Annotated in this window: 17 protein-coding genes; 9 read left to right on the plus strand and 8 right to left on the minus strand. The window is 66.6% G+C overall.

Annotation, left to right across the window (positions count from 1 at the left end; genetic code table 11):
* Positions 1–150 precede the first annotated feature (150 nt).
* The 7 genes from HNQ66_RS15455 (at position 151) to HNQ66_RS15485 (ending at position 9,231) form a co-directional block, all read left to right on the plus strand.
* Positions 151–1,407: a Tm-1-like ATP-binding domain-containing protein gene (locus tag HNQ66_RS15455; protein WP_184145060.1), complete on the plus strand. Its 1,257-nt coding sequence runs from the start codon at positions 151–153 to the stop codon at positions 1,405–1,407.
* Positions 1,404–2,048, plus strand: coding sequence for an HAD family hydrolase (locus HNQ66_RS15460; protein ID WP_184145061.1), 645 nt, complete (start codon positions 1,404–1,406; stop codon positions 2,046–2,048). Before HNQ66_RS15455 ends, HNQ66_RS15460 begins: the two co-directional genes overlap by 4 nt.
* Before the next feature lie 11 nt (positions 2,049–2,059).
* Positions 2,060–3,415 (plus strand): aspartate aminotransferase family protein, encoded by a 1,356-nt coding sequence (locus HNQ66_RS15465; protein ID WP_184145062.1) that lies wholly within the window; start codon positions 2,060–2,062, stop codon positions 3,413–3,415.
* Between the two features lie 178 nt (positions 3,416–3,593).
* Positions 3,594–4,871 carry an aspartate aminotransferase family protein gene (locus HNQ66_RS15470; protein ID WP_184145063.1) on the plus strand — a complete coding sequence of 426 codons (1,278 nt, stop codon included), beginning with the start codon at positions 3,594–3,596 and terminating at the stop codon, positions 4,869–4,871.
* A 3-nt stretch (positions 4,872–4,874) separates the two neighbouring features.
* Positions 4,875–5,843, plus strand: coding sequence for a phosphotransferase enzyme family protein (locus HNQ66_RS15475; RefSeq protein ID WP_184145064.1), 969 nt, complete (start codon positions 4,875–4,877; stop codon positions 5,841–5,843).
* 150 nt (positions 5,844–5,993) lie between these two features.
* The gene (locus tag HNQ66_RS15480) at positions 5,994–7,280 is read left to right on the plus strand and encodes an efflux RND transporter periplasmic adaptor subunit (protein WP_184145065.1); all 1,287 of its coding nucleotides are present in this window, start codon (positions 5,994–5,996) and stop codon (positions 7,278–7,280) included.
* Between the two features lie 10 nt (positions 7,281–7,290).
* On the plus strand, positions 7,291–9,231 hold the full coding sequence (locus HNQ66_RS15485) for a MacB family efflux pump subunit (RefSeq protein WP_184145066.1): 1,941 nt from the start codon (positions 7,291–7,293) through the stop codon (positions 9,229–9,231).
* Here the strand turns inward: HNQ66_RS15485 and HNQ66_RS15490 are convergent.
* The 7 genes from HNQ66_RS15490 to HNQ66_RS15520 all read right to left on the minus strand — a co-directional run bounded on the left by HNQ66_RS15490 (position 9,228) and on the right by HNQ66_RS15520 (position 16,426).
* Positions 9,228–10,580, minus strand: coding sequence for an FGGY-family carbohydrate kinase (locus tag HNQ66_RS15490; RefSeq protein ID WP_184145067.1), 1,353 nt, complete (start codon positions 10,578–10,580; stop codon positions 9,228–9,230). The genes HNQ66_RS15485 and HNQ66_RS15490 overlap by 4 nt on opposite strands.
* Positions 10,577–10,891, minus strand: coding sequence for an L-rhamnose mutarotase (gene rhaM / locus HNQ66_RS15495; RefSeq protein ID WP_184145068.1), 315 nt, complete (start codon positions 10,889–10,891; stop codon positions 10,577–10,579). Before rhaM ends, HNQ66_RS15490 begins: the two co-directional genes overlap by 4 nt.
* On the minus strand, positions 10,891–11,907 hold the full coding sequence (locus tag HNQ66_RS15500; protein WP_184145069.1) for an ABC transporter permease: 1,017 nt from the start codon (positions 11,905–11,907) through the stop codon (positions 10,891–10,893). Before HNQ66_RS15500 ends, rhaM begins: the two co-directional genes overlap by 1 nt.
* On the minus strand, positions 11,904–12,893 hold the full coding sequence (locus HNQ66_RS15505) for an ABC transporter permease (protein WP_184145070.1): 990 nt from the start codon (positions 12,891–12,893) through the stop codon (positions 11,904–11,906). The genes HNQ66_RS15500 and HNQ66_RS15505 overlap by 4 nt, the downstream gene beginning before the upstream one ends.
* A 12-nt stretch (positions 12,894–12,905) precedes the next feature.
* Entirely contained in the window at positions 12,906–14,444 is a 1,539-nt protein-coding gene (locus HNQ66_RS15510; protein ID WP_184145071.1) for a sugar ABC transporter ATP-binding protein, read from the minus strand.
* A 124-nt stretch (positions 14,445–14,568) separates the two neighbouring features.
* Positions 14,569–15,564, minus strand: coding sequence for a rhamnose ABC transporter substrate-binding protein (gene rhaS / locus HNQ66_RS15515; protein ID WP_184145072.1), 996 nt, complete (start codon positions 15,562–15,564; stop codon positions 14,569–14,571).
* Between the two features lie 49 nt (positions 15,565–15,613).
* Positions 15,614–16,426, minus strand: a complete 813-nt coding sequence (locus HNQ66_RS15520) for a DeoR/GlpR family DNA-binding transcription regulator (RefSeq protein WP_184145073.1) — start codon at positions 16,424–16,426, stop codon at positions 15,614–15,616.
* Between the two features lie 203 nt (positions 16,427–16,629).
* Here HNQ66_RS15520 and HNQ66_RS15525 point away from each other — a divergent pair, with 203 nt between their 5' ends.
* Both HNQ66_RS15525 and rhaI read left to right on the plus strand, forming a co-directional pair.
* Positions 16,630–18,726, plus strand: coding sequence for a bifunctional rhamnulose-1-phosphate aldolase/short-chain dehydrogenase (locus HNQ66_RS15525; protein ID WP_184145074.1), 2,097 nt, complete (start codon positions 16,630–16,632; stop codon positions 18,724–18,726).
* Positions 18,727–18,741: 15 nt separating this feature from the next.
* Positions 18,742–20,034 (plus strand): L-rhamnose catabolism isomerase, encoded by a 1,293-nt coding sequence (rhaI, locus tag HNQ66_RS15530; RefSeq protein WP_184145075.1) that lies wholly within the window; start codon positions 18,742–18,744, stop codon positions 20,032–20,034.
* A 21-nt stretch (positions 20,035–20,055) separates the two neighbouring features.
* Here the strand turns inward: rhaI and HNQ66_RS15535 are convergent, their stop codons facing one another.
* Positions 20,056–21,144: an ROK family protein gene (locus HNQ66_RS15535; protein WP_184145076.1), complete on the minus strand. Its 1,089-nt coding sequence runs from the start codon at positions 21,142–21,144 to the stop codon at positions 20,056–20,058.
* Between the last annotated feature and the right edge of the window lie 76 nt (positions 21,145–21,220).

A 21,220-nucleotide genomic window follows, 5' to 3' on the forward strand; every position in this document is an offset into this window, starting at 1 on the left:
CTTGCAATCCGATGCGCTTCCTGCCAAATTAATTACCGTGTTAAGTATATTCGCGGCGCCGGAGGAGGCGCGGCGGATGAGGGCCGGCTTGACGGAAAGGGGGCGAACGCCCTCAATCCCGGCCGGCCACGCAACGAGGAGGAATGGTCGATGAGCGCTGGCGCCCGTCTGCCCCATATTCTGGTGATCGGCACCGGCGACACCAAGAGCGAGGAACTGCTGTTCATGGCCGACGTCATCGGCAAGGCCGGCGGCGTGCCGGTCATGGTCGATGTCAGCGTGCTCGGCGATCCGCCCTATGTTCCCGCCCATTCCAAGCACGATGTCGCCGCCGCCGCCGGCACCTCCATGGAGGCGATCCTTGCCAGCGGCGACGAGAACAGCGCCATGGCGCTGATGGCGAGCGGGGCTGCGGCGCTGGTGCGCGCGCTTTGCGAGGCCGGCAAGGTCGACGGGATGATCGCGCTCGGCGGCTCGCTCGGCACGGACCTCGCCCTCGACGTCGCCGCCGTCCTGCCGATCGGCGTGCCGAAATTCGTCGTCTCGACCATCGCCTATTCGCATCTCCTGCCGCCCGAGCGCATCGCGCCCGACCTGATGATGATCCTGTGGGCGGGCGGGCTCTACGGGCTGAACCCGATCTGCAAGGCCGTGCTCTCGCAGGCCGCCGGCGCCGTCGTCGGCGCGGCGAAGGCGGTGGAAAAGCCCGGCCGCGAACGGCCGCTGATCGGCATGACCTCGCTCGGCTCCTCCTGCCTTCGCTACATGAAATACTTGAAGCCCGAGCTGGAAAAACGCGGCTACGACGTCGCCGTCTTCCACTCCACCGGCATGGGCGGGCGGGCCTATGAGGCGGTCGCCGCCCGCGGCGGGTTCGCCGCCGTCTTCGACCTCTGCATCCAGGAGGTGACCAACGCGGAAAACGGCACCGTCGTCACCTCCGGCCCGGACCGGCTGGAAAATGCCGGCCGCGCCGGCATCCCGCAGATCGTCGCGCCCGGTGCGGTCGACATGGTGGACATGCCCGCCTGGCAGGAGACGCCGGCGCGCTTCGCCGGCCGGCCCTACCATGCCCATAACCGGCTGATCGCCTCCGTCACCGTCTCGCCGGAGCAGCGCCGCGCGGTCGCCCGCGTCGTCGCCGCCAAGATGGCGGGCTCGGCCGCGCCCGTCGCCTTCCTCCTGCCCGCGCAGGGTATCCAGGAATGGGACCTCGCGGGCGAGCCGCTGCACGAGCCGGAAGCGCTCGAGGCCTTCCTCGACGAGATGCGCAGGGCCGTGCCGGCCTCCGTGACCTTCACGGAGGTGGACGCGCACATCAACGCCCCCGATTTCGCCGTCAAGGCGCTGGAGGTCTTCGACCGCTGGGTCGCCGAGGGCATCGTCGAAAAGGGGCGCGTGGCATGACGAAGGCCCTCATCCTCGATTTCGGCGGGGTCGTCACCCGCACGCTCTTCGAGACACACGACATCACCGAACGCGCACTCGGCCTTCCGGCCGGAACGCTCACCTGGCGCGGCCCCTTCGATCCGGCAAGCGATCCGCTCTGGGTGTCGATGCAGGCGCGCGAGATCACCGAGCGCGACTACTGGATGACCCGCACCCGAGAAGTGGGCGCGCTCCTCGGCGAGGAGTGGACGGACATGAAGACCTTCGTACAACGGGCGCGGGGAGCGGATGCCGAACTGGTGCTGCGGCCCGAGGCGCGCGAGGCGATCCTGGCCGCGAAGGATGCCGGCCTGAAGCTCGCCATCCTCTCCAACGAGCTCGACCTCTTCTACGGCGTCGACTTCCGCAGGCGCTTCCCGCTGATCGACCTCTTCGACGTCATCATCGACGCCACCTATACGAAGATATTGAAGCCCGATCCGCGCGCCTATGAACTGGTGCTCGCCGAACTCGGCATCGACCGGGCCGACTGCGTCTTCGTCGACGACCAGAGGAAGAACATCGAGGGGGCGGAGGCCGTGAACCTGCCCCATGTGCATTTCGACGTGACCCGGCCTGCCGAGAGCTATGCGCAGGCACTGAAAATGCTTGGAATTTGAAAGGAAATCCCATGCGCGATTCCAATTTCCTGATCGAGAACAACGCCCGTCATCTCTGGCATCCCATGGCCCATCCCGCCGAGATGCAGGCCAAGCCCCCGCGCATCATCAATGCCGGCGAGGGCGTCGAGGTGGTGGATATCCACGGCAAGAAGGTGCTCGATGCCGTCGGCGGGCTCTGGAACGTCAATCTCGGCTATTCCTGCGAGCCGGTGAAGAAGGCGATCCGCGACCAGCTCGAGGAACTGCCCTATTACTCCACCTTCCGCGGCACGACCAATTCGCCGCTGATCGAGCTTTCCTACGAGCTTGCCGAATTCTTCAGGGAAGACGGGCTCACGCGCGCCTTCTTCACCTCGGGCGGCTCGGATTCGGTGGAGACGGCGCTGCGCCTTGCCCGCCAGTTCCACAAGATCAACGGCCAGCCGGAGCGCACCAAGTTCGTCGCGCTGAAGAAGGGCTATCACGGCACGCATTTCGGCGGCGCGTCCGTCAACGGCAACGCCAATTTCCGCCGCAACTACGAGCCGCTGCTGCCCGGCGTCTTCCATCTCGCCGCGCCCTATCCCTACCGCAACCCGTTCAACACGGCGGACCCGGCTGAGATCGCTCAGGCCATCGCCCGCCAGTTCGAGGACGAGATCGCCTTCCAGGGTGCCGACACCATCGCCGCCTTCATCATGGAGCCGGTGCTGGGCGCGGGCGGCGTGATCGTGCCGCACGAGACCTTCATGCCGCTGATGCGCGCCATCTGCGACAGGCACGGCATCCTCCTCATCGCCGACGAGGTCATCACCGCCTTCGGCCGCACCGGCGCCTGGACCGGCTCGCGCGGCTGGGGCGTCAGGCCCGACATGATGACGACGGCCAAGGCCATCACCAACGGCTATTTCCCCTTCGGCGCGGTGATGATCTGCGACAAGGTGGCGGGCGTCTTCGAGGGCAACAAGGATGCCCTCGGCTCCATCGGCCACGGCTACACCTATTCCGGCCATCCGGTCGGCGCCGCCGCGGCGCTTGCGACCCTCAAGGAAACCGCCAGGGTCGACACCGCCGCCAACGCCGCCGCCCGCGGCGTCGAGCTGATGGCCGGCCTCGAAGGATTGAAGGCGAGGCACGAGCTTGTCGGCGACGTGCGCGGCAAGGGCCTGATGGCCGCGCTGGAACTCGTCTCCGACCGCGCGAAGAAGAGCCCCGCCGCCAAGGACGTGGTGCAGAAGGTCTACGATACAGCCTACGAGGCGGGCGTCATGGTCCGCACCTCCGGCGCCAACGTCATCATCTCGCCCCCGCTCGTCATCACCGCCGCCGACGTGCAGAAGATCGTCTCGGCGCTGGATGCGGGGCTCTCGGCGGCCAGGGGGTGAGGGCGATGGGCGATTTCACCCCCCTCTGCCCTGCCGGGCATCTCCCCCTCAAGGGGGGAGATCGGCAAGAGGCTCGATCCTTGCTCAAATTGAGACCTCAGAGAGGAGCGAAACGCTGCTCCATCCAATCTCCCCCCTTGAGGGGGAGATGCCCGGCAGGGCAGAGGGGGGTACGCCGATGACCGACACCATCCGCGCCCGCCGCGAACGCCTGCTCGGCCGCAACATGTCGCTCTTCTACGAGGACCCGGTCCATCTGGTGAGGGGCGAGGGCGTGTGGCTGTGGGATGCGGACGGGCGAAAATATCTCGACTGCTACAACAACGTGCCGCATGTCGGACATTGCCATCCGCGCGTGGTGGAGGCGATCTGCCGGCAGGCATCAACCCTCAACACCCATACCCGCTACCTGCACGAAGGCATCCTCGACTATGTCGAGCGCCTGACCGCGACCTTCGATAAGAGCCTTGACACGGCGATCCTCACCTGCACCGGCAGCGAGGCGAACGACGTGGCGCTGCGCATGGCTCAGGCGGTGACGGGAAAGACCGGCGTGATCGCCACCGACTTCACCTATCACGGCAATACGGCGGCGGTCTCGCAGCTCTCCACCCGCATGCCGCCCGTCGGCGGCTATGGCGGGCATGTGCGCCATGTGCCGGCGCCCGATGCCTGGCGCCCGCTCGGCGGGGAGGGCGGAAAGGCCTTCGCCGAGGCCTTCGCGGCGAAGGTGGAGGAGGCCATCGCCTCCTTGCAGGAAAGCCCCTTCGGCTTCTCCGCGCTGATCGTCGATCCGTTCTTCGCCAACGAGGGTTTCCCGGACCTGCCGGAAGGCTTCCTCGCCCCCGCCGTCGCGGCGGTGAGAAAGGCGGGCGGCCTTCTCATCTGCGACGAGGTGCAGCCGGGCTTCGGCCGCACCGGCACCCATATGTGGGGCCACCAGAAGGCCGGCGTCGTCCCGGATATCGTCACCCTCGGCAAGCCGATGGGCAACGGCCACCCGGTCGGCGGCGTCGTCGCGGGAGCCGAAACGCTGAACGCCTTCCGCAAGGCCTTCCGCTATTTCAACACCTTCGGCGGCAACCCGGTTTCCTGTGCGGCCGCCATGGCCGTGCTCGACGTGCTGGAGGAGGAGACGCTGCGGGAAAACGCGCTGGCGGTCGGCACATACGCGCGGCAGGGCCTGCAGAAGCTCTCCGAAAAGCACGCCCTTATCGGCAATGTGCGCGGCAGCGGCCTGTTCTTCGGCGCCGAACTGGTGCTCGACCGGAAGGAGAAGACCCCGGCCGCCGACATCGCCACGCGCGTCGTCAACGGCATGCGCGAGCGCGGCGTCCTGATGGGCAAGCTCGGCATCCACCAGAACGCCACGAAGATCCGCCCGCCCATGCCCTTCTCGAAGGAGAATGCAGACCTGATGCTGTCGACCCTCGACGACGTCCTCGGCGGGCTCTGAGCCATGGACGGCATGGCCGAGACCCTGACGCAGCGGGCCGTCGCCGCCCTTGCCCATTGGGACCTGCCCGGGCAGGTGCCGGAGCTCATCAAGTACCGCGAGAACGCGGTCTTCAAGGTGACGCTCGCCTGGGGCGAGCCGGCGGCGCTCCGTCTCCATCGCCCGGCCTATCATTCCGCGGCCGCGCTCGCCTCGGAGCTCGCCTTCATGGCGAACCTGCGCGACCGGGGCCTTGCCGTGCCGCAGCCGATCCCGGCGGCGAACGGCGCGCTGCTCGTCGCCTTCGGCGAAGGACCCTTCCATGCCGACCTGATCGGCTGGGTGGAGGGAGAGCCGCTCGGCGAGACGGGCGTTCCCCTCGCCGGGAAGGGCCGCGACCTTCCCGCGATCTTCCGCGCCATCGGCCGCGAGATGGCGCTGCTGCACGGCGCGGCCGACGCCTTCCGCCAGCCGGTGGGCTTCGAGCGCCCGGCCTGGGATGCGGCGGGCCTTCTCGGCGCGGCGCCGTTCTGGGGCCGGTTCTGGGATTGCCCGATGCTGGCGCCGGAGGACCGGGCCTATCTGGCGGGCCTGCGCGAAACGCTCGCCGCCCGGCTCGCGGCCATCGCCCCGGGTCTCGACTACGGCCTGATCCACGCCGATATCGTGCGGGAGAACATCTTCGTGCAGGGGGATGCCGTCGCCTTCATCGATTTCGACGATTGCGGCTTCGGCTTCCGCCTGTTCGACCTTGCGACGACGCTTTTGCGCAACCGCCGCGAGCCGGCCTATCCGGCGCTCTCGGCCGCGCTGATCGAAGGCTATGCCCGGATCCGGCCGCAGGTCGAGGCGGAACTGGAGCACCTGCCGCTCTTCCTGCTTTTGCGCGCGCTCACCTATATCGGCTGGGCGGCGGCGCGGCCCGATCTTCCCGACAACGCGGCCCGCCTTCAGCGCTATATCGCCGAGGTCCGTACGCTCGCCGAAGGCTAGCGCGGTTCGCCCTTTCCCGGGCGATATCGTCGCCCGAAGCGGCAAACATTACGGAAATATAATGATCCCAAGGGCTTCTCCTTGAGGGCAAGGGGTGCCACATGTCCTTTGAAGGGACGAAGAGGCAAAGCCTCGACTTGTGGAACAGCGATGACCAGCACCGTAAAACCGCACAAGGACGATCAGGCCGCCGGGGATGCCGGCCGGACGAACGTGACCTTCATGCCCGGCGCGACGCCCCCCGTTCGCCGCAAGCGCCGCTCGCGCGCCTGGATCTGGCTGCCGGCGCTCGCCGTTCTCGCCGGCGCCGGCTATTACGGCTGGCGCGCCTATGCCCCGGCCGAGACCGCGGAGGCCGTCGTCACCCAGCCCGTCATGCGCGGCGATATCGAGAACGCCGTGACGGCGGTGGGAACGCTGGAAGCGGTGAAATCCGTCGATGCGGGCGCGCAGGTCTCCGGCCAGTTGAAGGCGCTGCATGTCGCCATCGGCGATACGGTGACGAAGGACGAGCTCGTCGCCGAGATCGACCCCGCGACCATCGAGAACCGCATCGAGATCGACCGGGCGGAGCTTGCCAATCTCCAGGCGCAGCAAGAGGCCAAGAAGGCCCAGCTCGTGTTCAAGCAGGCCAATATCGACCGCCAGCGCTCGCTCGTCGCCGGCAATGCCGCGGCAAAACAGGCGCTCGACCAGGCGGTGGCCGACCTTGCGAGCGCCAAGGCCGACGTCGACGCCATCGAGGCGCAGATCCGCAAGCAGCAGGCGACCCTTGCCGGTGACGAGGTGGACCTCGGCTATACCAAGATCTACGCGCCCATGGCCGGCACCATCGTCGCCAACCCGGTGAAGGAGGGGCAGACGCTGAACTCCGCCCAGTCCGCCCCCACCATCGTGACGGTCGCCGACCTTTCCACCATGACGGTGCGCGCGGAAGTCTCCGAGGCCGATGTCGGCCGGCTGAAGGTCGGCATGGAGGCCTATTTCACGCTGCTCGGCCAGCCGGGCAAGCGCTTTGCCGGCAAGCTGCGCCAGATCGAGCCGACGCCGACCGTCGAGAACAATGTCGTGCTCTACAACGCCCTCTTCGACGTGCCGAACCCGGACGGCGAGCTGATGACGTCGATGAGCGCGCAGGTCTTCTTCGTGCAGGCCGCCGCCCGCGACGTGCTCGTGGTGCCGGCCGGCGCCGTGCGGATGAAGCGCGCCGAGGCCGGCGGCAAGCCGCAGGCCGAGGTGACGGTGGTGACCGCCTCCGGCGCAAGCGAGGTGCGCAAGGTCGAGACCGGCATCCGCAACCGCGTCAGCGTCGAGGTGAAGAGCGGGCTGGAAGAGGGCGAGCGCGTCGTCGTCACCCCCGGCTCGGACGGCCAGTCGGCGGGCAGCGGCAACAATCGGGGCTCGCGCCGCGGCATGCGCATGCCGCCGATGTTCTGAGGAGGGGGCGATGAGCGCGCTCCTCTCGCTTCGCGACGTCACCAAGACCTACGAGAACGGCGGCCTTTCCGTCGAGGTGCTGCACGGCATCTCGCTCGATATCGAGGCGGGCGAGTTCGTCGCGATCATCGGCCAGTCCGGCTCGGGCAAGTCGACGCTGATGAACATCCTCGGCTGCCTCGACCAGCCGACCTCCGGCGATTACCGCATCGACGGCGTGCCGGTTTCCGACTTCGACGGCGACGAGCTTGCGGGCCTTCGCCGGCGCACCTTCGGCTTCGTCTTCCAGAGCTACAACCTCATTCCGACGGCGAGCGCCCGCGAGAATGTCGAGGTGCCGGCGATCTATGCCGGCCTTCCCGCGCGCGCCCGGCAGGAGCGGGCGGACATGCTGCTCGGCTCGCTGAAGCTCGGCGACCGGCTCGACCACCGGCCGAACCAGCTTTCCGGCGGCCAGCAGCAGCGCGTCTCCATCGCCCGCGCGCTGATGAACGGCGGCCGCGTCATCCTCGCCGACGAGCCGACCGGCGCGCTCGACAGCCAGAGCGGCGAGGAGGTGATGGCGCTGCTGCGGCGGATGAACGAGGACGGCCACACGGTCATCCTCATCACCCATTCGCGCGAGGTGGCGGAAGCCGCCGACCGGCTGATCGAGATCCGCGACGGCCGCATCATCGCCGACCGCAACCGCAAGCCGCGCGCCTCCGGCGAGGCGGCGGCCGGCCTGCAAAAGGCGGTCAAGGAAGGCTCTGCCGCCATCGCCGACATTTCCGAAGCGGTCAAGATGGCCTTCCGGGCGTTGCACGCCAATCTTTTCCGCACGGTCCTTACGCTGCTCGGCATCGTCATCGGCGTCGGCTCGGTGGTGGCGATGCTGGCGATCGGCACCGGCGCGCAGAATTCCGTGCTCGACCGCATCTCCGCCATGGGCTCGGACCTTCTTCTGGTGCGGCCCAGCATGGCGAATTTCCGCGGCGGCGGCAGCGCGCCCGTCACGCTCATCCCCTCCGACGCCGACGCGATCCTCGAAGTGCCGAACGTCACCTTCGCCGTGCCGGAGATGACGAGCTCCGTCACCGTGCGCTACGGCAATATCGACTACCAGACGACGGCGAACGGCACGGTGCCGGCCTTCCCGCGCGCGAAATCCTGGAAGGTCGCTTCCGGCGAGTTCATCAACCAGGACGACATGGACACCTATGCTCCCGTCGTCGTGCTGGGGCAGACGGTGGCGAAGACCCTGTTTCCGGATGGCGGCAATCCGCTCGGCCAATATGTCCTCGTCAACAAGATCCCCTTCCAGGTGATCGGCGTGATGGCGGAGATGGGCGCGAGCGCCGGCGGCAACGACCAGGACGACACGATGCTCGTGCCGCTGTCGACCGGCAGCATGCGGCTCTTCGGCCAGCGCAACGTGCGCACCATCACCGTGCAGGTGGAGGATGCCGCGGCCATCGACGCCACGCAGGATGCCATCCAGACGCTGCTCAACCAGCGTCACAAGGCCGAGGACACGCAGATCACCAACATGTCCTCCGTGCGCGAGGCCTTCACCGAGACGTCGAACACGATGAAGCTGTTCCTCGGCTCGGTCGCGGCCATCTCGCTGCTCGTCGGCGGCATCGGCGTGATGAACATCATGCTGGTGAGCGTGCGCGAGCGCACCCGCGAGATCGGCGTGCGCATGGCGACCGGCGCGCGCCGGCGCGACATCCTCTTCCAGTTCCTCATCGAGGCGCTGGTCGTCTCGGCGATCGGCGGGGCCATCGGCGTCGTGCTGGGGCTCTCGGTCGGCGGGCTTGCGCAGGTCTTCGGCCTGCCCGTCAGCTTCACCGTCGGGCCGGTCGCGCTCGCCTTCGCTTGCTCGTTCCTGACGGGCCTCGTCTTCGGCTACCTGCCCGCGCGCAACGCCTCGCACCTCCAGCCGGCCGTGGCGTTGAGCGCGGATTAACCGGCAAGCCAGGCCGCGCGGTAGGCGTCGAGGCCGGCAATGGCCGTGGGCGCGACATGGGTTTCGGGCGCTGCGACCGGGGCAATCCCCGCCAGCAGCGCCGCGCCCTGGCTGGTGCCGGTCGAGCCCGGCACGGCGATGACGGGCCGTCCGGTCAGCGCGGCAAGCAGGGTGCGGTAGAGCCCGTTCGCCGCGAAGGGCCCTTCCACCACGGTCGGCCCGCCCGCGCCGATCAGGCCGAGGCAGGCCTCGTTCATCAGCGAGAGGTAGAGGCAGGCGGCTGCGTGCCGCTCGGCGCGGCTTGCGCCCCCGGCCTTCACCCAGCGGCTCTTTCGGCCGGGGAAGGGGCCGGAGCCGGAAACGACATTCGGCAGGAGCATCATCCCCTTGGCGATCACCGAAGGCAGCGCAGCCGTTGCTTCCTCTTCCGAAACATTGCCGATCTCCGCGGACAGCATCTCGAACTCCCGCCCGCCCATGAAGCGGGAGGAGGGGACGGCGCGGCCGTAGGCATCGACATTGGCGAGCGTATCGCGCGCCGGGTCGAGACGGGCAAGGTCGCCGCCGACGGCGAAATTGATCACCCAGGTGCCCGTCGAGACGACGGAGAACGGTGTCTTGCGCCCCACCAGATGCGGCAGCAGCGAGGCGTTGGAATCGTGGATGCCGCAATGGACCGGGACGGAGGTGCCGATGACCGCGGCGACCTCCGGCAGCACCGGGCCGAGCGCATCGAAGGCCGGGCGCACCGGCGCCATCAGCGAGCGGATGCCGAGCGCGTCGACCAGTGCGGAATAGGCGCCCGCCTTCGGGTTCCACAGGTCGGTATGGCAGCCGAGCGAGGTCACCTCGTTGGCGGCGATACCCGTCAGCCGTGCCGCCCAGTATTGCGGATAGGTGACGATGGCCGCGACCCGCGCGAAGGCCTCGGGGAAGGCAGCTTTCTGGTAATGCAGCTGCGCGCCGAGATTGAGCCCCATGGCAAGGCGCGGCGAGAAGGTCTCGGCAAAAGGCGGGCGCAGGGTGTCATAGGCCGCGCGGATCTCCGCCGGGTATTCGTGCTCGTAGTCGAGGACGGGCAGGACGAGCTCGCCGTCCGCATCGAGAAGCGCGGCGGACGCGCCATGCGTGGTGATCGAGATGGTATCGAAGCCGGGATCGGCGGCAAAGCGCCGGAAGGCATCGAGCGCGAAGGCCCAGAGCGCCTCCACGTCGTAGTGCGGGTAAGGGCCGTCCGTGAGGACGGTGTTGGGCGTTCGAGCGCTGGCGATCTCGGCGCCCGTTTCCGCGTCGAGGACGACGACCTTGGCATTGGTCTTGCCGATGTCGAGAACGGCGATATGGGTCATGGCATGTGGAAGACGGAAACGAGGTCGCTCTGGACGGGGGAATTGTCCGGGTTGGTCTCCATGATGTCCGCCATATGCGCCCACCAGCGCTTCATCACGGGATGATCGGGCAGGGCCGCCATCGTGTGGTCCGCCGTCCGGGTGAGGAGGCCGAAGAGGATGTTCGTCTCCGGGTCGAGATGGATCGAATAGTCGGAAACCCCGGCCTCGCGCAGCAGGCTCACAAGCTCCGGCCAGATCTCGTCATGGCGCTTCCTGTATTCCGCCGCCATGCCGGGATTGAGCTTCATCTTGAAGGCATACCGCTCCATCAGGCTTTCCTCGCATGCTTGATCCGCCGCGCGATGATCGGCAGGGCGATGGTGACGATCAGGAGGAGGCCGATGAAGATGGACATGACGATGCCCGGCACGTTGAGGAGGCCGAGGCCGAAGGTGACGAGGCCCATGACGAAGGCGGCGATGACGACGCCCGCGATGGTACCCGCCCCGCCGAGGATAGACACGCCGCCGAGCACGACCATTGTCACCACTTCCAGCTCCCACCCTTGCGCGATGGAGGGGCGGGTGGAGCCGAGGCGCGAGGTGAGGCAGACGGCGGCGATCCCGCTCATCAGGCCCGTCAGAAGGAAGAGGATGAACTTCACCCTCTCGACCGGAATGCCGGAGAAGCGGGCGGCGAGCGGGTTGTTGCCGATGACATAGACCTGCCGGCCGAAATTCGTCCGGTGCAGCAGCACGCCGAAGACCGCGGCCATGACGAGGAAGAGCACGAATTCGAAGGAGAAGACCCAGGCGACATAGCCCTGGCCGAACCAGGCGAAGTCGGCGGGGTATTTGCCGTAGGCCTGGTCGCCGAGCACGATATAGGAAATGCCGCGGAAGAGGCTCATCGTACCGATGGTGACGACGATGGACGGCAGTTTCAGGCCGGCGACCAGCACGCCGTTGAAGGCGCCGCAGGCAAGGCCGGTGCCGATGCCGATGGCCACGAGCCCCGGCGTGCCGAGCCCGGTCTGCGCCGCCGCGCCCATGGCGGTGGAGGCGAGCGCGATGATCGCGGCGACGGAAAGGTCGATCTCGCCCGCGATGATCAGCAGCGCCATGGCGAAGGCGATCAGCGCCTTTTCCGTGAAGTTGAACGTGGCGTCGGACAGGTTCCAGGCGTTGAGGAAATAGGGCGAGGCGAGCGAATTGGCGATGAAGATCGCCACCGCCACGCAGAACAGCAGCACTTCCCAGCTTGCCAGAAGGCGCGTGAAGGGCGTGCCGAGCCGGTCGGGGATCTGGCGGCGGGTTGCGGTCTCGCCGGTCGTTGCGGTGCTCATGCCAGCTTCTCCTTGGCGGCGCGCTCACGCAGGATGATGCGGCCCTTCTTCTTCTCGGCGCGGGCGTTGAAGACCACGGCGAGGATGATGACGACGCCCGAGATTGCCATCTGCGCGAAGGGCGAGATGCCGATGACGGGCAGCGCGTTCTTGATGACGCCGAGGAAGAGCGCGCCGAGCACGGTGCCGATGACCGTGCCGATGCCGCCGGCAATGGAAATGCCGCCGATGACGCAGGCCGCGACCGTGTCGAGTTCGAAGCCGGCGGCGATGTCGACATAGGCGACCGCATAGCGCGACACCCAGAGGTAGCCGGAAAGGCCGGCAAGCGCCCCGGAAAGCACGAAGGCGAGGAAGCGCGCGCGGCCGACATCGATGCCGGCATAGACCGCCGCCGTCGGATTGCCGCCCGAGGCATAGGCCGACCGGCCGAAGGGCGTGCGCATCAGCACGAACCACATGGCGAGCACGATGGCGATCGCGAGCCAGGAGAGGATCGGCAGGCCGAGGACGGGAAGGCGCGGCAGGTTGAGGAAATCGGGCGTCATCTGGTGGGCGTTCACCCAGCCGCCGCCGGAAAGCACGAAGGCCATGCCGCGATAGATGGTGAGCGTGCCGAGCGTCACAACGATGGGCGGGATCTGCAGGAGCCAGACGAGGAAGCCGTTGATCGCCCCCAGCGCTGCGCCGATGACGACGGCAAGCACGATGAGAAGGGCAAGCGGCAGGCCCGGATAGGCCGCGTCCAGCATGGCGACGGCCATGCCGGTGAAGGCAAGGTTCGCGGCGACCGAAAGGTCGATGGACTTCGTCAGGATCACCGTCATCTGGCCGAGCGCGAGGATGATCAGGATCGACGTGTCGTTGAAGATGTTGGCGAGGTTGGCGGGCGCGGCAAAGCCGGCCGCGCGCGTCGCAAAGCCTCCGATCATCACGAGGATGATCAGCGCCAGCAGGAGTTCACGGTTCTTCAGGAGACGCTGCATGGCCATCCGTCCTTATGCATTGCCGGTCGCCGCGCGCACCAGCGTTTCCGCCGTCAGCCCCTCGCGGTCGTAGATGCCCGCCATCAGGCCCTCGCGCATCACCATGACGCGGTCCGACATGCCGAGGATTTCCGGCAGTTCGGAGGAGACCATGATGATGGAAAGGCCCTCGCCGGCGAGTTCCGAGATGAAGGCGTGGACCGCCGCCTTCGAGCCGATGTCGATGCCCTTGGTGGGCTCGTCGAGGATGATGACCTTCGGCCGCGTGGCGAGCCACTTGCCGATCACCACCTTCTGCTGGTTGCCGCCCGAAAGCGTGCCGACCGGCACGGAAAGCGCGGCGGCGCGAAGGTCCAGCCGCTCGGCATATTTGCGCGCCAGCGAGAATTCGTTCGCCGCCTTGAGGAAGCCGCGCACGGAGGTGCGGGCGAGCGAGGGCAGCGACATGTTCTGGAAGATCGGCATTTCGAGCGCAAGCCCGTGCCGGCCGCGCTCCTCCGGCACGTAGACGATGCCGGCGGCAATCGCATCGGCGGAGGAGCGGATGACGATCTCGCGGCCTTCGAGGAAGGTCTTGCCCGAGGCGGGCACGGTCGTGCCGAACAGCGACTGGCAGAGTTCCGAGCGCCCCGCGCCGATGAGGCCGTAGACGCCGAGGATCTCGCCGCGGCGAAGCTCGAAGGAAATGTCGCGGAATTCGGTGTCGTGACGGTAGCCCTCGACCTTGAGCACGGTCTCGCCGATGGCGACCCTGCTCTTGGGGAAGACGTCATGCACGTCGCGGCCCACCATGAGGCGCACGATCTCCTCCTGCGGGGTTTCCTTGAGACGGCCGGAGCCCACCATGCGCCCGTCGCGGAAGACGGCGTAGTTCTCGGCGATCTCGTAGACCTCGTCGAACTTGTGGCTGATGAAGAGGATGGCCTTGCCCTGTTTCTTCAGGGTCTCGACGATGCGGAAGAGGTCGTCGATCTCCTTGCGCGAAAGGGCGGCGGTCGGCTCGTCCATGATGACGATGCGCGCTTCCACGGAGAGCGCGCGGGCGATCGCCACCAGATGCCGCTGGGCGATGGAAAGGTCCTTCAGCCTGATCGTCGGGTCGATGTCGCTTTCGAGCTGGTGCATCAGCACGCGGGCGCGCTCGTTGATGGTCTTCCAGTCGATGAGGCCGAAGCGCGTGCGCGGCGCATGGCCGAGGAAGATGTTCTCGCCGACCGTCAATTCGTCGAAAAGCACGGTCTCCTGGTGGATGGCGGTCACGCCGGCGTCGATGGCGGCCTGCGCATTGGCGAAGGCGACGGGCGCGCCGTCCATGACGATCTCGCCCTCGTTGGGGCGGTAGATGCCGGTGAGGATCTTCACCAGCGTCGACTTGCCCGCGCCGTTCTCGCCGATCAGCGCCGTCACCTGACCCGGATAGAGCGCGATATCGACGCCGTCGAGCGCTTTGACGCCGGGAAAGATCTGCGAGATGCCGCGCATCTCCAGAATGGGGGTCTCTGCGCTTTCGGACATCGAGCCGGTATCGGGCTGTTGTGTTGCGGCGAGCATGTTCGGTTTCACCTTGAGGACCTTCCGGAAGAAGGGCCGGTCAATTGCATGGAACGCACGGCGTCTCGGTTTTCCTTCTCCCCGCCGGGGAGAAGGAAGACGACAGCATCGCCCTGTTTCCGGATCAGAAGATCTTCGAGAACTGGTCGATGTTCGAGGCGTCGTAGACGAAGGGATCGGCCATGGCGGCTTCGCCGTTGTCGCCGACCTTGATCTTGCCCATGCGGCCGGCTTCGATTTCCGAGCCCGGCGCGCCGTCCGTGTCGCCCTTGACGAGGTGATAGGCGATCTGGGTTGCCGAATAGCCGAGGTCGATCGGGTTCCAGATGGCGAATTCCTTCGTCGCGCCCGACTTGATGGCGCCGGCCATTTCGGAGGGAAGGCCGAGGCCCGTCACGTAGACCTCGCCGATCTTGCCGGCATCCTTGACGGCCTGCGAGGCGGCGAGAACGCCCACCGTCGTCGGCGCCACGATGACCTTGACGTTCGGCTGCGAGGTGAGCAGGCCGTTGGCTTCGCGGTAGGACTTGTCGGCAAGGTCGTCGCCGTAGACGGTGGTGACGAGGTTGAGGCCGGGGAAGTCCTTGAGCTGCTTCTTCATTTCCTCGATCCAGATGTTCTGGTTGGTCGAGGTCGTCGTTGCAGACAGGATCGCGAAGTCACCCTTGCCGTCCGGCAGGTGGTCCTTGGCAAGCTGCAGGCACATCTTGCCGATCAGCTCGTTGGAGGAGGGGTTGAGGTGCATGATGCGGCCTTCCGACGCCACGCCCGAATCCCAGGAGATCACCTTGATGCCGCGCTGCTGGGCCTTCTTGAGGGCCGGCACGACGGCGTCCGGATCGTTCGCCGAAATGGCGATGGCGTCGACGCCCTGGGCGATCAGCGAGTTGATGACCTCGATCTGGCCTTCGGCCGTCGTCGTGGTCGGGCCGGTATAGATGATCTCGACGCCGCCGAGTTCCTTGGCGGCCTCTTCCGCGCCCTTGTTGGCGGCTTCGAAGAAGCCGTTGCCGAGCGACTTGACGAGCAGCGCGATCTTCATGTCGGCGGCGCTGGCCGAGGACATCATGGCGGCAAGCGCGAGCGCGGCGCCGGCGAGCAGTTTCGTGGATAGTTTCATTGTCTTCCTCCCGATGTTGAAACCAAAGTCACTCCTCCCGGCGCCGTTCCTAGGCCGCCGAGGTGGAATCCTCCTTCTCCGTCGAAGCCATCGGCTTCACGGTGATGAGCTTTATGCCGGCATGGGCGAGCATCGTGGCCGCCTCGTCCGAAATCCTGTCGTCGGTGATGATCGTCGAGACGTTCTCGAGCGGGCACAGGATGAGGCTGGAGCGCCGGTCGAACTTGCTGGAATCGGCCATGACGATCAGCTCCTCGGCCTGGCGCATCAGCTTCTGCTCGCTCTGGATGACCAGCGCGTCCGATTCCATGATGCCGAGCGCGTTGACGCCCTGCGCGCCGATGAACATGCGCCGCGCATAGAAATTGCGGATCGCGTCGTTGTCGAAGGGCGAGAGGATCAGGCTCTGGTCGCGGTAGATCGCCCCGCCCGGAACGCTGACCGTGCATTTGGAATGCTTGACCAGATGCTCGGCAATAGCGAAGGAATTGGTCATCACCTGCAGGCGGCGGGCCGACATGAAATGCACCATCTGGAACGTCGTGGTGCCGCCGTTGATGACGATGGAATCGCCCTCCTCGCACAGCTCGACCGCGCGGCGGGCGATTGCGCGCTTGCGATCGATATTGATCGATTCGGACACCTTGAACGGACGCGCGGCCAGATTGCCGAGCTGCGGGGGATGCACGGCCTCGGCGCCGCCGCGCACGCGGCGCAGCTTTCCCTGAATGTGCAGGGCGGCGATGTCGCGGCGGATCGTGGCCTCGGATGCCTCGGTCAGTTCGGCGATATCCTGCACCGTCACGACGGGCTTTTCCTGGATTGCGCTCAAAATGATGCGATGGCGTTCGCGTTCGTGCATGGGGCTCCTCCTGAGGATGATTTATTCGTATTCTTTTTATCCTGTCAATCAGAAACGATCAAAAAAGATCATGTTGCGCTGCACAATGATCTTTAATGATCAAAAATGATTGACATTGCGAGAAGGAATGCGCCATAGCTCGCACAGAAGGAGACGGGGGGCCGGCGTGGCGTCCCGCCAAGTGTCAAGCCAGGGAGGAAATCATGACGGGTCAGCCCCGCCTTCTCGAAAACCGTTGGGACGATGCCCATGCCGCCGGGCTCGACGAGCCCGGCAAGCTGCTCTACCGCTCCAACCTCCTCGGCGCCGACAAGCGCATCACCAATTACGGCGGCGGCAACACGTCGGCCAAGGTGGAGGAAACCGATCCGCTGACGGGCGAAAAAGCCCGCGTCATGTGGGTGAAGGGTTCGGGCGGCGACGTCGGCACGATCAGGCTCGACGGTTTCGCCACCCTCTACATGGACAAGCTGGAGGCCCTGAAGGGCATCTACAAGGGCGTCCATGACGAGGACCGCATGGTCGGCTTCCTGCCGCACTGCACCTTCAACCTCAACCCGCGCGCCGCCTCCATCGACACGCCGCTCCACGGCTTCGTGCCCTATACGCATGTCGACCATATGCATCCGGACGCAATCATCGCCATCGCTGCGGCGAAGAATTCGAAGGAACTGACGGCGAGGATTTTCGGCGACGACATCGGCTGGCTGCCCTGGCGCCGCCCCGGCTTCCAGCTCGGCCTCGACCTCGAAGCCTTCGTCAAGGCGAACCCCAGGGCCAAGGGCGTCGTGCTGGAAAGCCACGGCCTCTTCACCTGGGCGAACGACGCCAAGGATTGCTACCTCCTGACGCTGGAGATCATCAACAAGGCGATCGCGTGGTTCGCGAAGGAGACCGAAGGCAGGACGATCTTCGGCGGCGCCGTCGCACAGAGCCTCGGTGAAGCCGAGCGCCGCGCCGTCGCCGCGAAGCTGATGCCGGAAATCCGCGGCCGCATCGGCAAAGGCGAACGCAAGCTCGGCCATTTCGACGACCAGCCGGCCGTGCTCGAATTCGTCAATTCGAAGGACCTGAAGCCGCTCGGCAGCCTCGGCACCTCCTGCCCGGACCATTTCCTGCGCACCAAGATCCGCCCGCTGATCGTCGATTTCGATCCGGCGAAGCCGGATGCCGACGCCGTGATCGCCGGCCTCGACAAGGCGCTGGAAGACTACCGCACCGACTACACGCGCTATTACGAAGCCTGCAAGCACGACAATTCGCCGAAGATGCGCGACCCCAACCCGGTCATCTTCCTCGTGCCGGGCGTCGGCATGTTCTCCTTCGCCAAGGACAAGGCGACCGCGCGTATTGCCGGCGAGTTCTACGTCAACGCCATCAACGTGATGCGCGGCGCCTCCACGGTCTCCGAATATCAGGGCCTGCCCGAGCAGGAAGCCTTCGACATCGAATACTGGCTGCTGGAGGAGGCGAAGCTCCAGCGCATGCCGAAGCCGAAGAGCCTTGCCGGCCGCGTCGCCCTCATCACCGGCGGGGCCGGCGGCATCGGCCGCGCGACGGCCGAGCGGCTGGCGGGCGAGGGCGCCTGCGTGGTGCTCGCCGATATCGACGCCGATGCGCTCGGTGAGGTCGGCTCGGACTTCGCGAAGAAATACAGCGGCGATGCCGTGCGCACCGTCCAGCTCAACGTGACGGACGAGGCCGGCGTGATCGCCGCCTTCGCGCAAGCCTGCGTCGAGTTCGGCGGCGTCGATATCCTCGTCTCCAATGCCGGCATCGCCTCTTCCGCGCCCGTCGAAAGCACCGAGCTTTCGATGTGGAACAAGAACATGGACATTCTGGCGACCGGCTATTTCCTCGTCTCGCGCGAGGCGTTCCGCCTCTTCCGTCGCCAGAATATCGGCGGCAACGTGGTCTTCGTGGCCTCCAAGAACGGCCTTGCCTCCTCGCCGAACGCCTCGGCCTATTGCACGGCCAAGGCCGCCGAAATCCACCTTGCGCGCTGCCTTGCGCTCGAAGGGGCCGAAGCGGGCATCCGCGTCAACACGGTCAATCCGGACGCCGTGCTGCGCGGCTCGAAGATCTGGGGCGGCGAGTGGCGCGAGCAGCGCGCCGCCTCCTCCAAGATCGAGGTGAGCGAGCTGGAGGAGTACTACCGCAAGCGTTCGATGCTCAAGCTGAACGTCTTCCCGGAGGATATAGCCGAGGCCATCTATTTCCTCGCTTCCGACCTTTCGGCGAAGTCGACGGGCAATATCATCAACGTGGATGCCGGCAACGCGCAGAGTTTTCCGCGCTGATCAGGGAGGCTGGAAATGGCTGAGTTCAAGATCGCGGCGGATGTGATCGCCGCGGAAAACGACAAGCGGGCCGGGGCGCTGAGGGAGGACTACGACGCGCTCGGCGCCAATCTGGCCCGCCGCGGCATCGATATCGAGGCCGTCACGGCGAAGGTGGCAAAATTCTTCGTCGCCGTGCCCTCCTGGGGCGTCGGCACGGGCGGCACGCGCTTTGCGCGCTTTCCCGGCACCGGCGAGCCGCGCGGCATCTTCGACAAGCTGGACGACTGCTCGGTCATCCACCAGCTGACGCGGGCGACGCCCAATGTCTCCCTGCATATCCCGTGGGACAAGGCGGACCCGAAGGAACTGAAGGCGAAGGGCGACGCCCTCGGCCTCGGCTTCGACGCGATGAACTCCAACACCTTCTCCGACGCGCCCGGACAGGCGCATTCCTACAAATACGGCTCGCTCAGCCATACGGACGCGGCGACCCGTGCCCAGGCCGTCGAGCACAATCTGGAATGCATCGAGATCGGCAAGGCCATCGGCTCGAAGGCGCTGACGGTGTGGGTCGGCGACGGCTCCAACTTCCCGGGCCAGAGCAATTTCACCAAGGCCTTCGAGCGCTACCTTGCCGCGATGGCCGAGATTTACAAGGCGTTGCCGGACGACTGGAAGCTCTTCTCCGAGCACAAGATGTACGAGCCGGCCTTCTATTCGACGGTCGTGCAGGACTGGGGCACGAACTATCTCATCGCCCAGACGCTCGGCCCCAAGGCCCAGTGCCTCGTCGACCTCGGCCACCACGCGCCGAACACCAATATCGAGATGATCGTCGCCCGGCTCATCCAGTTCGGCAAGCTCGGCGGCTTCCATTTCAACGATTCCAAATACGGCGACGACGATCTCGATGCCGGCGCCATCGAGCCCTACCGCCTGTTCCTCGTCTTCAACGAACTGGTGGATGCCGAGGAGCGCGGCGCCAGGGGCTTCCACCCGGCGCACATGATCGACCAGTCGCACAATGTCACCGATCCGATCGAGAGCCTGATCAACAGCGCGAACGAGATCCGCCGCGCCTATGCGCAGGCCCTTCTCGTCGACCGCAAGGCGCTCGAATCCTACCAGGACGGCAACGACGCCCTGATGGCGACCGAGACGCTGAAGCGCGCCTACCGCACGGACGTGGAACCGATCCTCGCTGAAGCACGCCGCCGCGCGGGCGGGACCATCGACCCGGTCGCCGCCTACCGGGCCAGCGGCTACCGCAAGAAGGTCGCGGCCGAGCGGCCGGCCTCCGCCGCCGGTGGCGGCGGCATCATCTGAGCGGGCACGGCAGGAGGAGGCTCACGCCTCCTTCCTGTTGCGGAAGCTGGCATTGCCGAGGCCGGTGCCGATGGTGACGGCCGCCCAGCGCTCCGTATCGGCCATGCGCGGGGCCTCCGAAAGGCCCTGCACGACCGCGTCGTTGTGCATGATGACGAAGGTGGGCTCGCCGCAGATGGCGGGGATCGCCTTGCGCAGCGCCTCGGGCAGGTTGAAATGGGTGCTTTCCCAGTTGCCGCCCGGAAGGTTCTGGCCGCCGCGGGCAATCGACCCGTCCGCCGCGATCACCCCCGGGCAGCCGATGCCGATGACCGGCGCCAGCGTCAGCTTGGCCTTCTCGGCCTTGGCGATCAGCCCCTCGATCATCTCGACGAGATATTCGATGGTGGCGGTGCGCTTCGGCTCGTCGTCGGCATGGCGCCAGAGCTCCGATTTCCAGACCTTCGCCTTGGAGAAATCCGGCTTGTCGTCGAGGTTGAGCTTGACGACGCCGGCGCGGATGTTCGTGCCGCCGATATCGACGGCGAGGATGGCGTCGTGTCCCTTCAGCATCCAGGAGGGAATGAGATGGACCGCGCCGAGAAGGCCGGCTTCGTCTGGATGGTGGCCGATCGGCACGAGCTCCACCTTCATGCCCTCGGCGCGAAGGAGAAGCTGGGTGCGGGCCATCGCCATCAGCCCGGCCTTGCTGTCGCTGAACCCGCCGCCGACCACGATCCGGCGCGTTCCCTTCCAGGCGTCCTCTTCAAGATAGCGAAGGAGAATGCCGGCGAGCGCCGCCGCGAAATCGTCGATGGCCGCGCGTACGAGCGTCGCCGCCTCGCTTTCCGCGTCCTTCAGCAATCCGTCGATGTCCTTCTTGGAAAGATCGTCGGTCGGCGTGTCGCCGAGGGGATCGGGCCCGCCCGCGCGCACCCGCTTGCGCCAGCCGTCGAGGGCATCGCGGAAGGCGGTCTTGTTGGCGCGGTCGCCGATGAAGCCGGCCTTGTCGCGCAGTTCCAGATTGTAGCTTGTGACCTCGACCTTCGGCAGGTCGCCGGCGCCATGGGAGACCGGCGCGCCGATCTCGTCATCCTGTCTTGCCTGCCGTTTGCGCTGTTCGCTGCCCATGCCCGCTCCCTTGCATATGCGGATTGGGAAATGCGGCGAAGCGAAAGTTGTTCCTCGCAGAACCCTTGCCGGCGGG

This window comes from Shinella fusca, from assembly GCF_014203155.1.
Taxonomy (GTDB): Bacteria; Pseudomonadota; Alphaproteobacteria; order Rhizobiales; family Rhizobiaceae; genus Shinella; species Shinella fusca.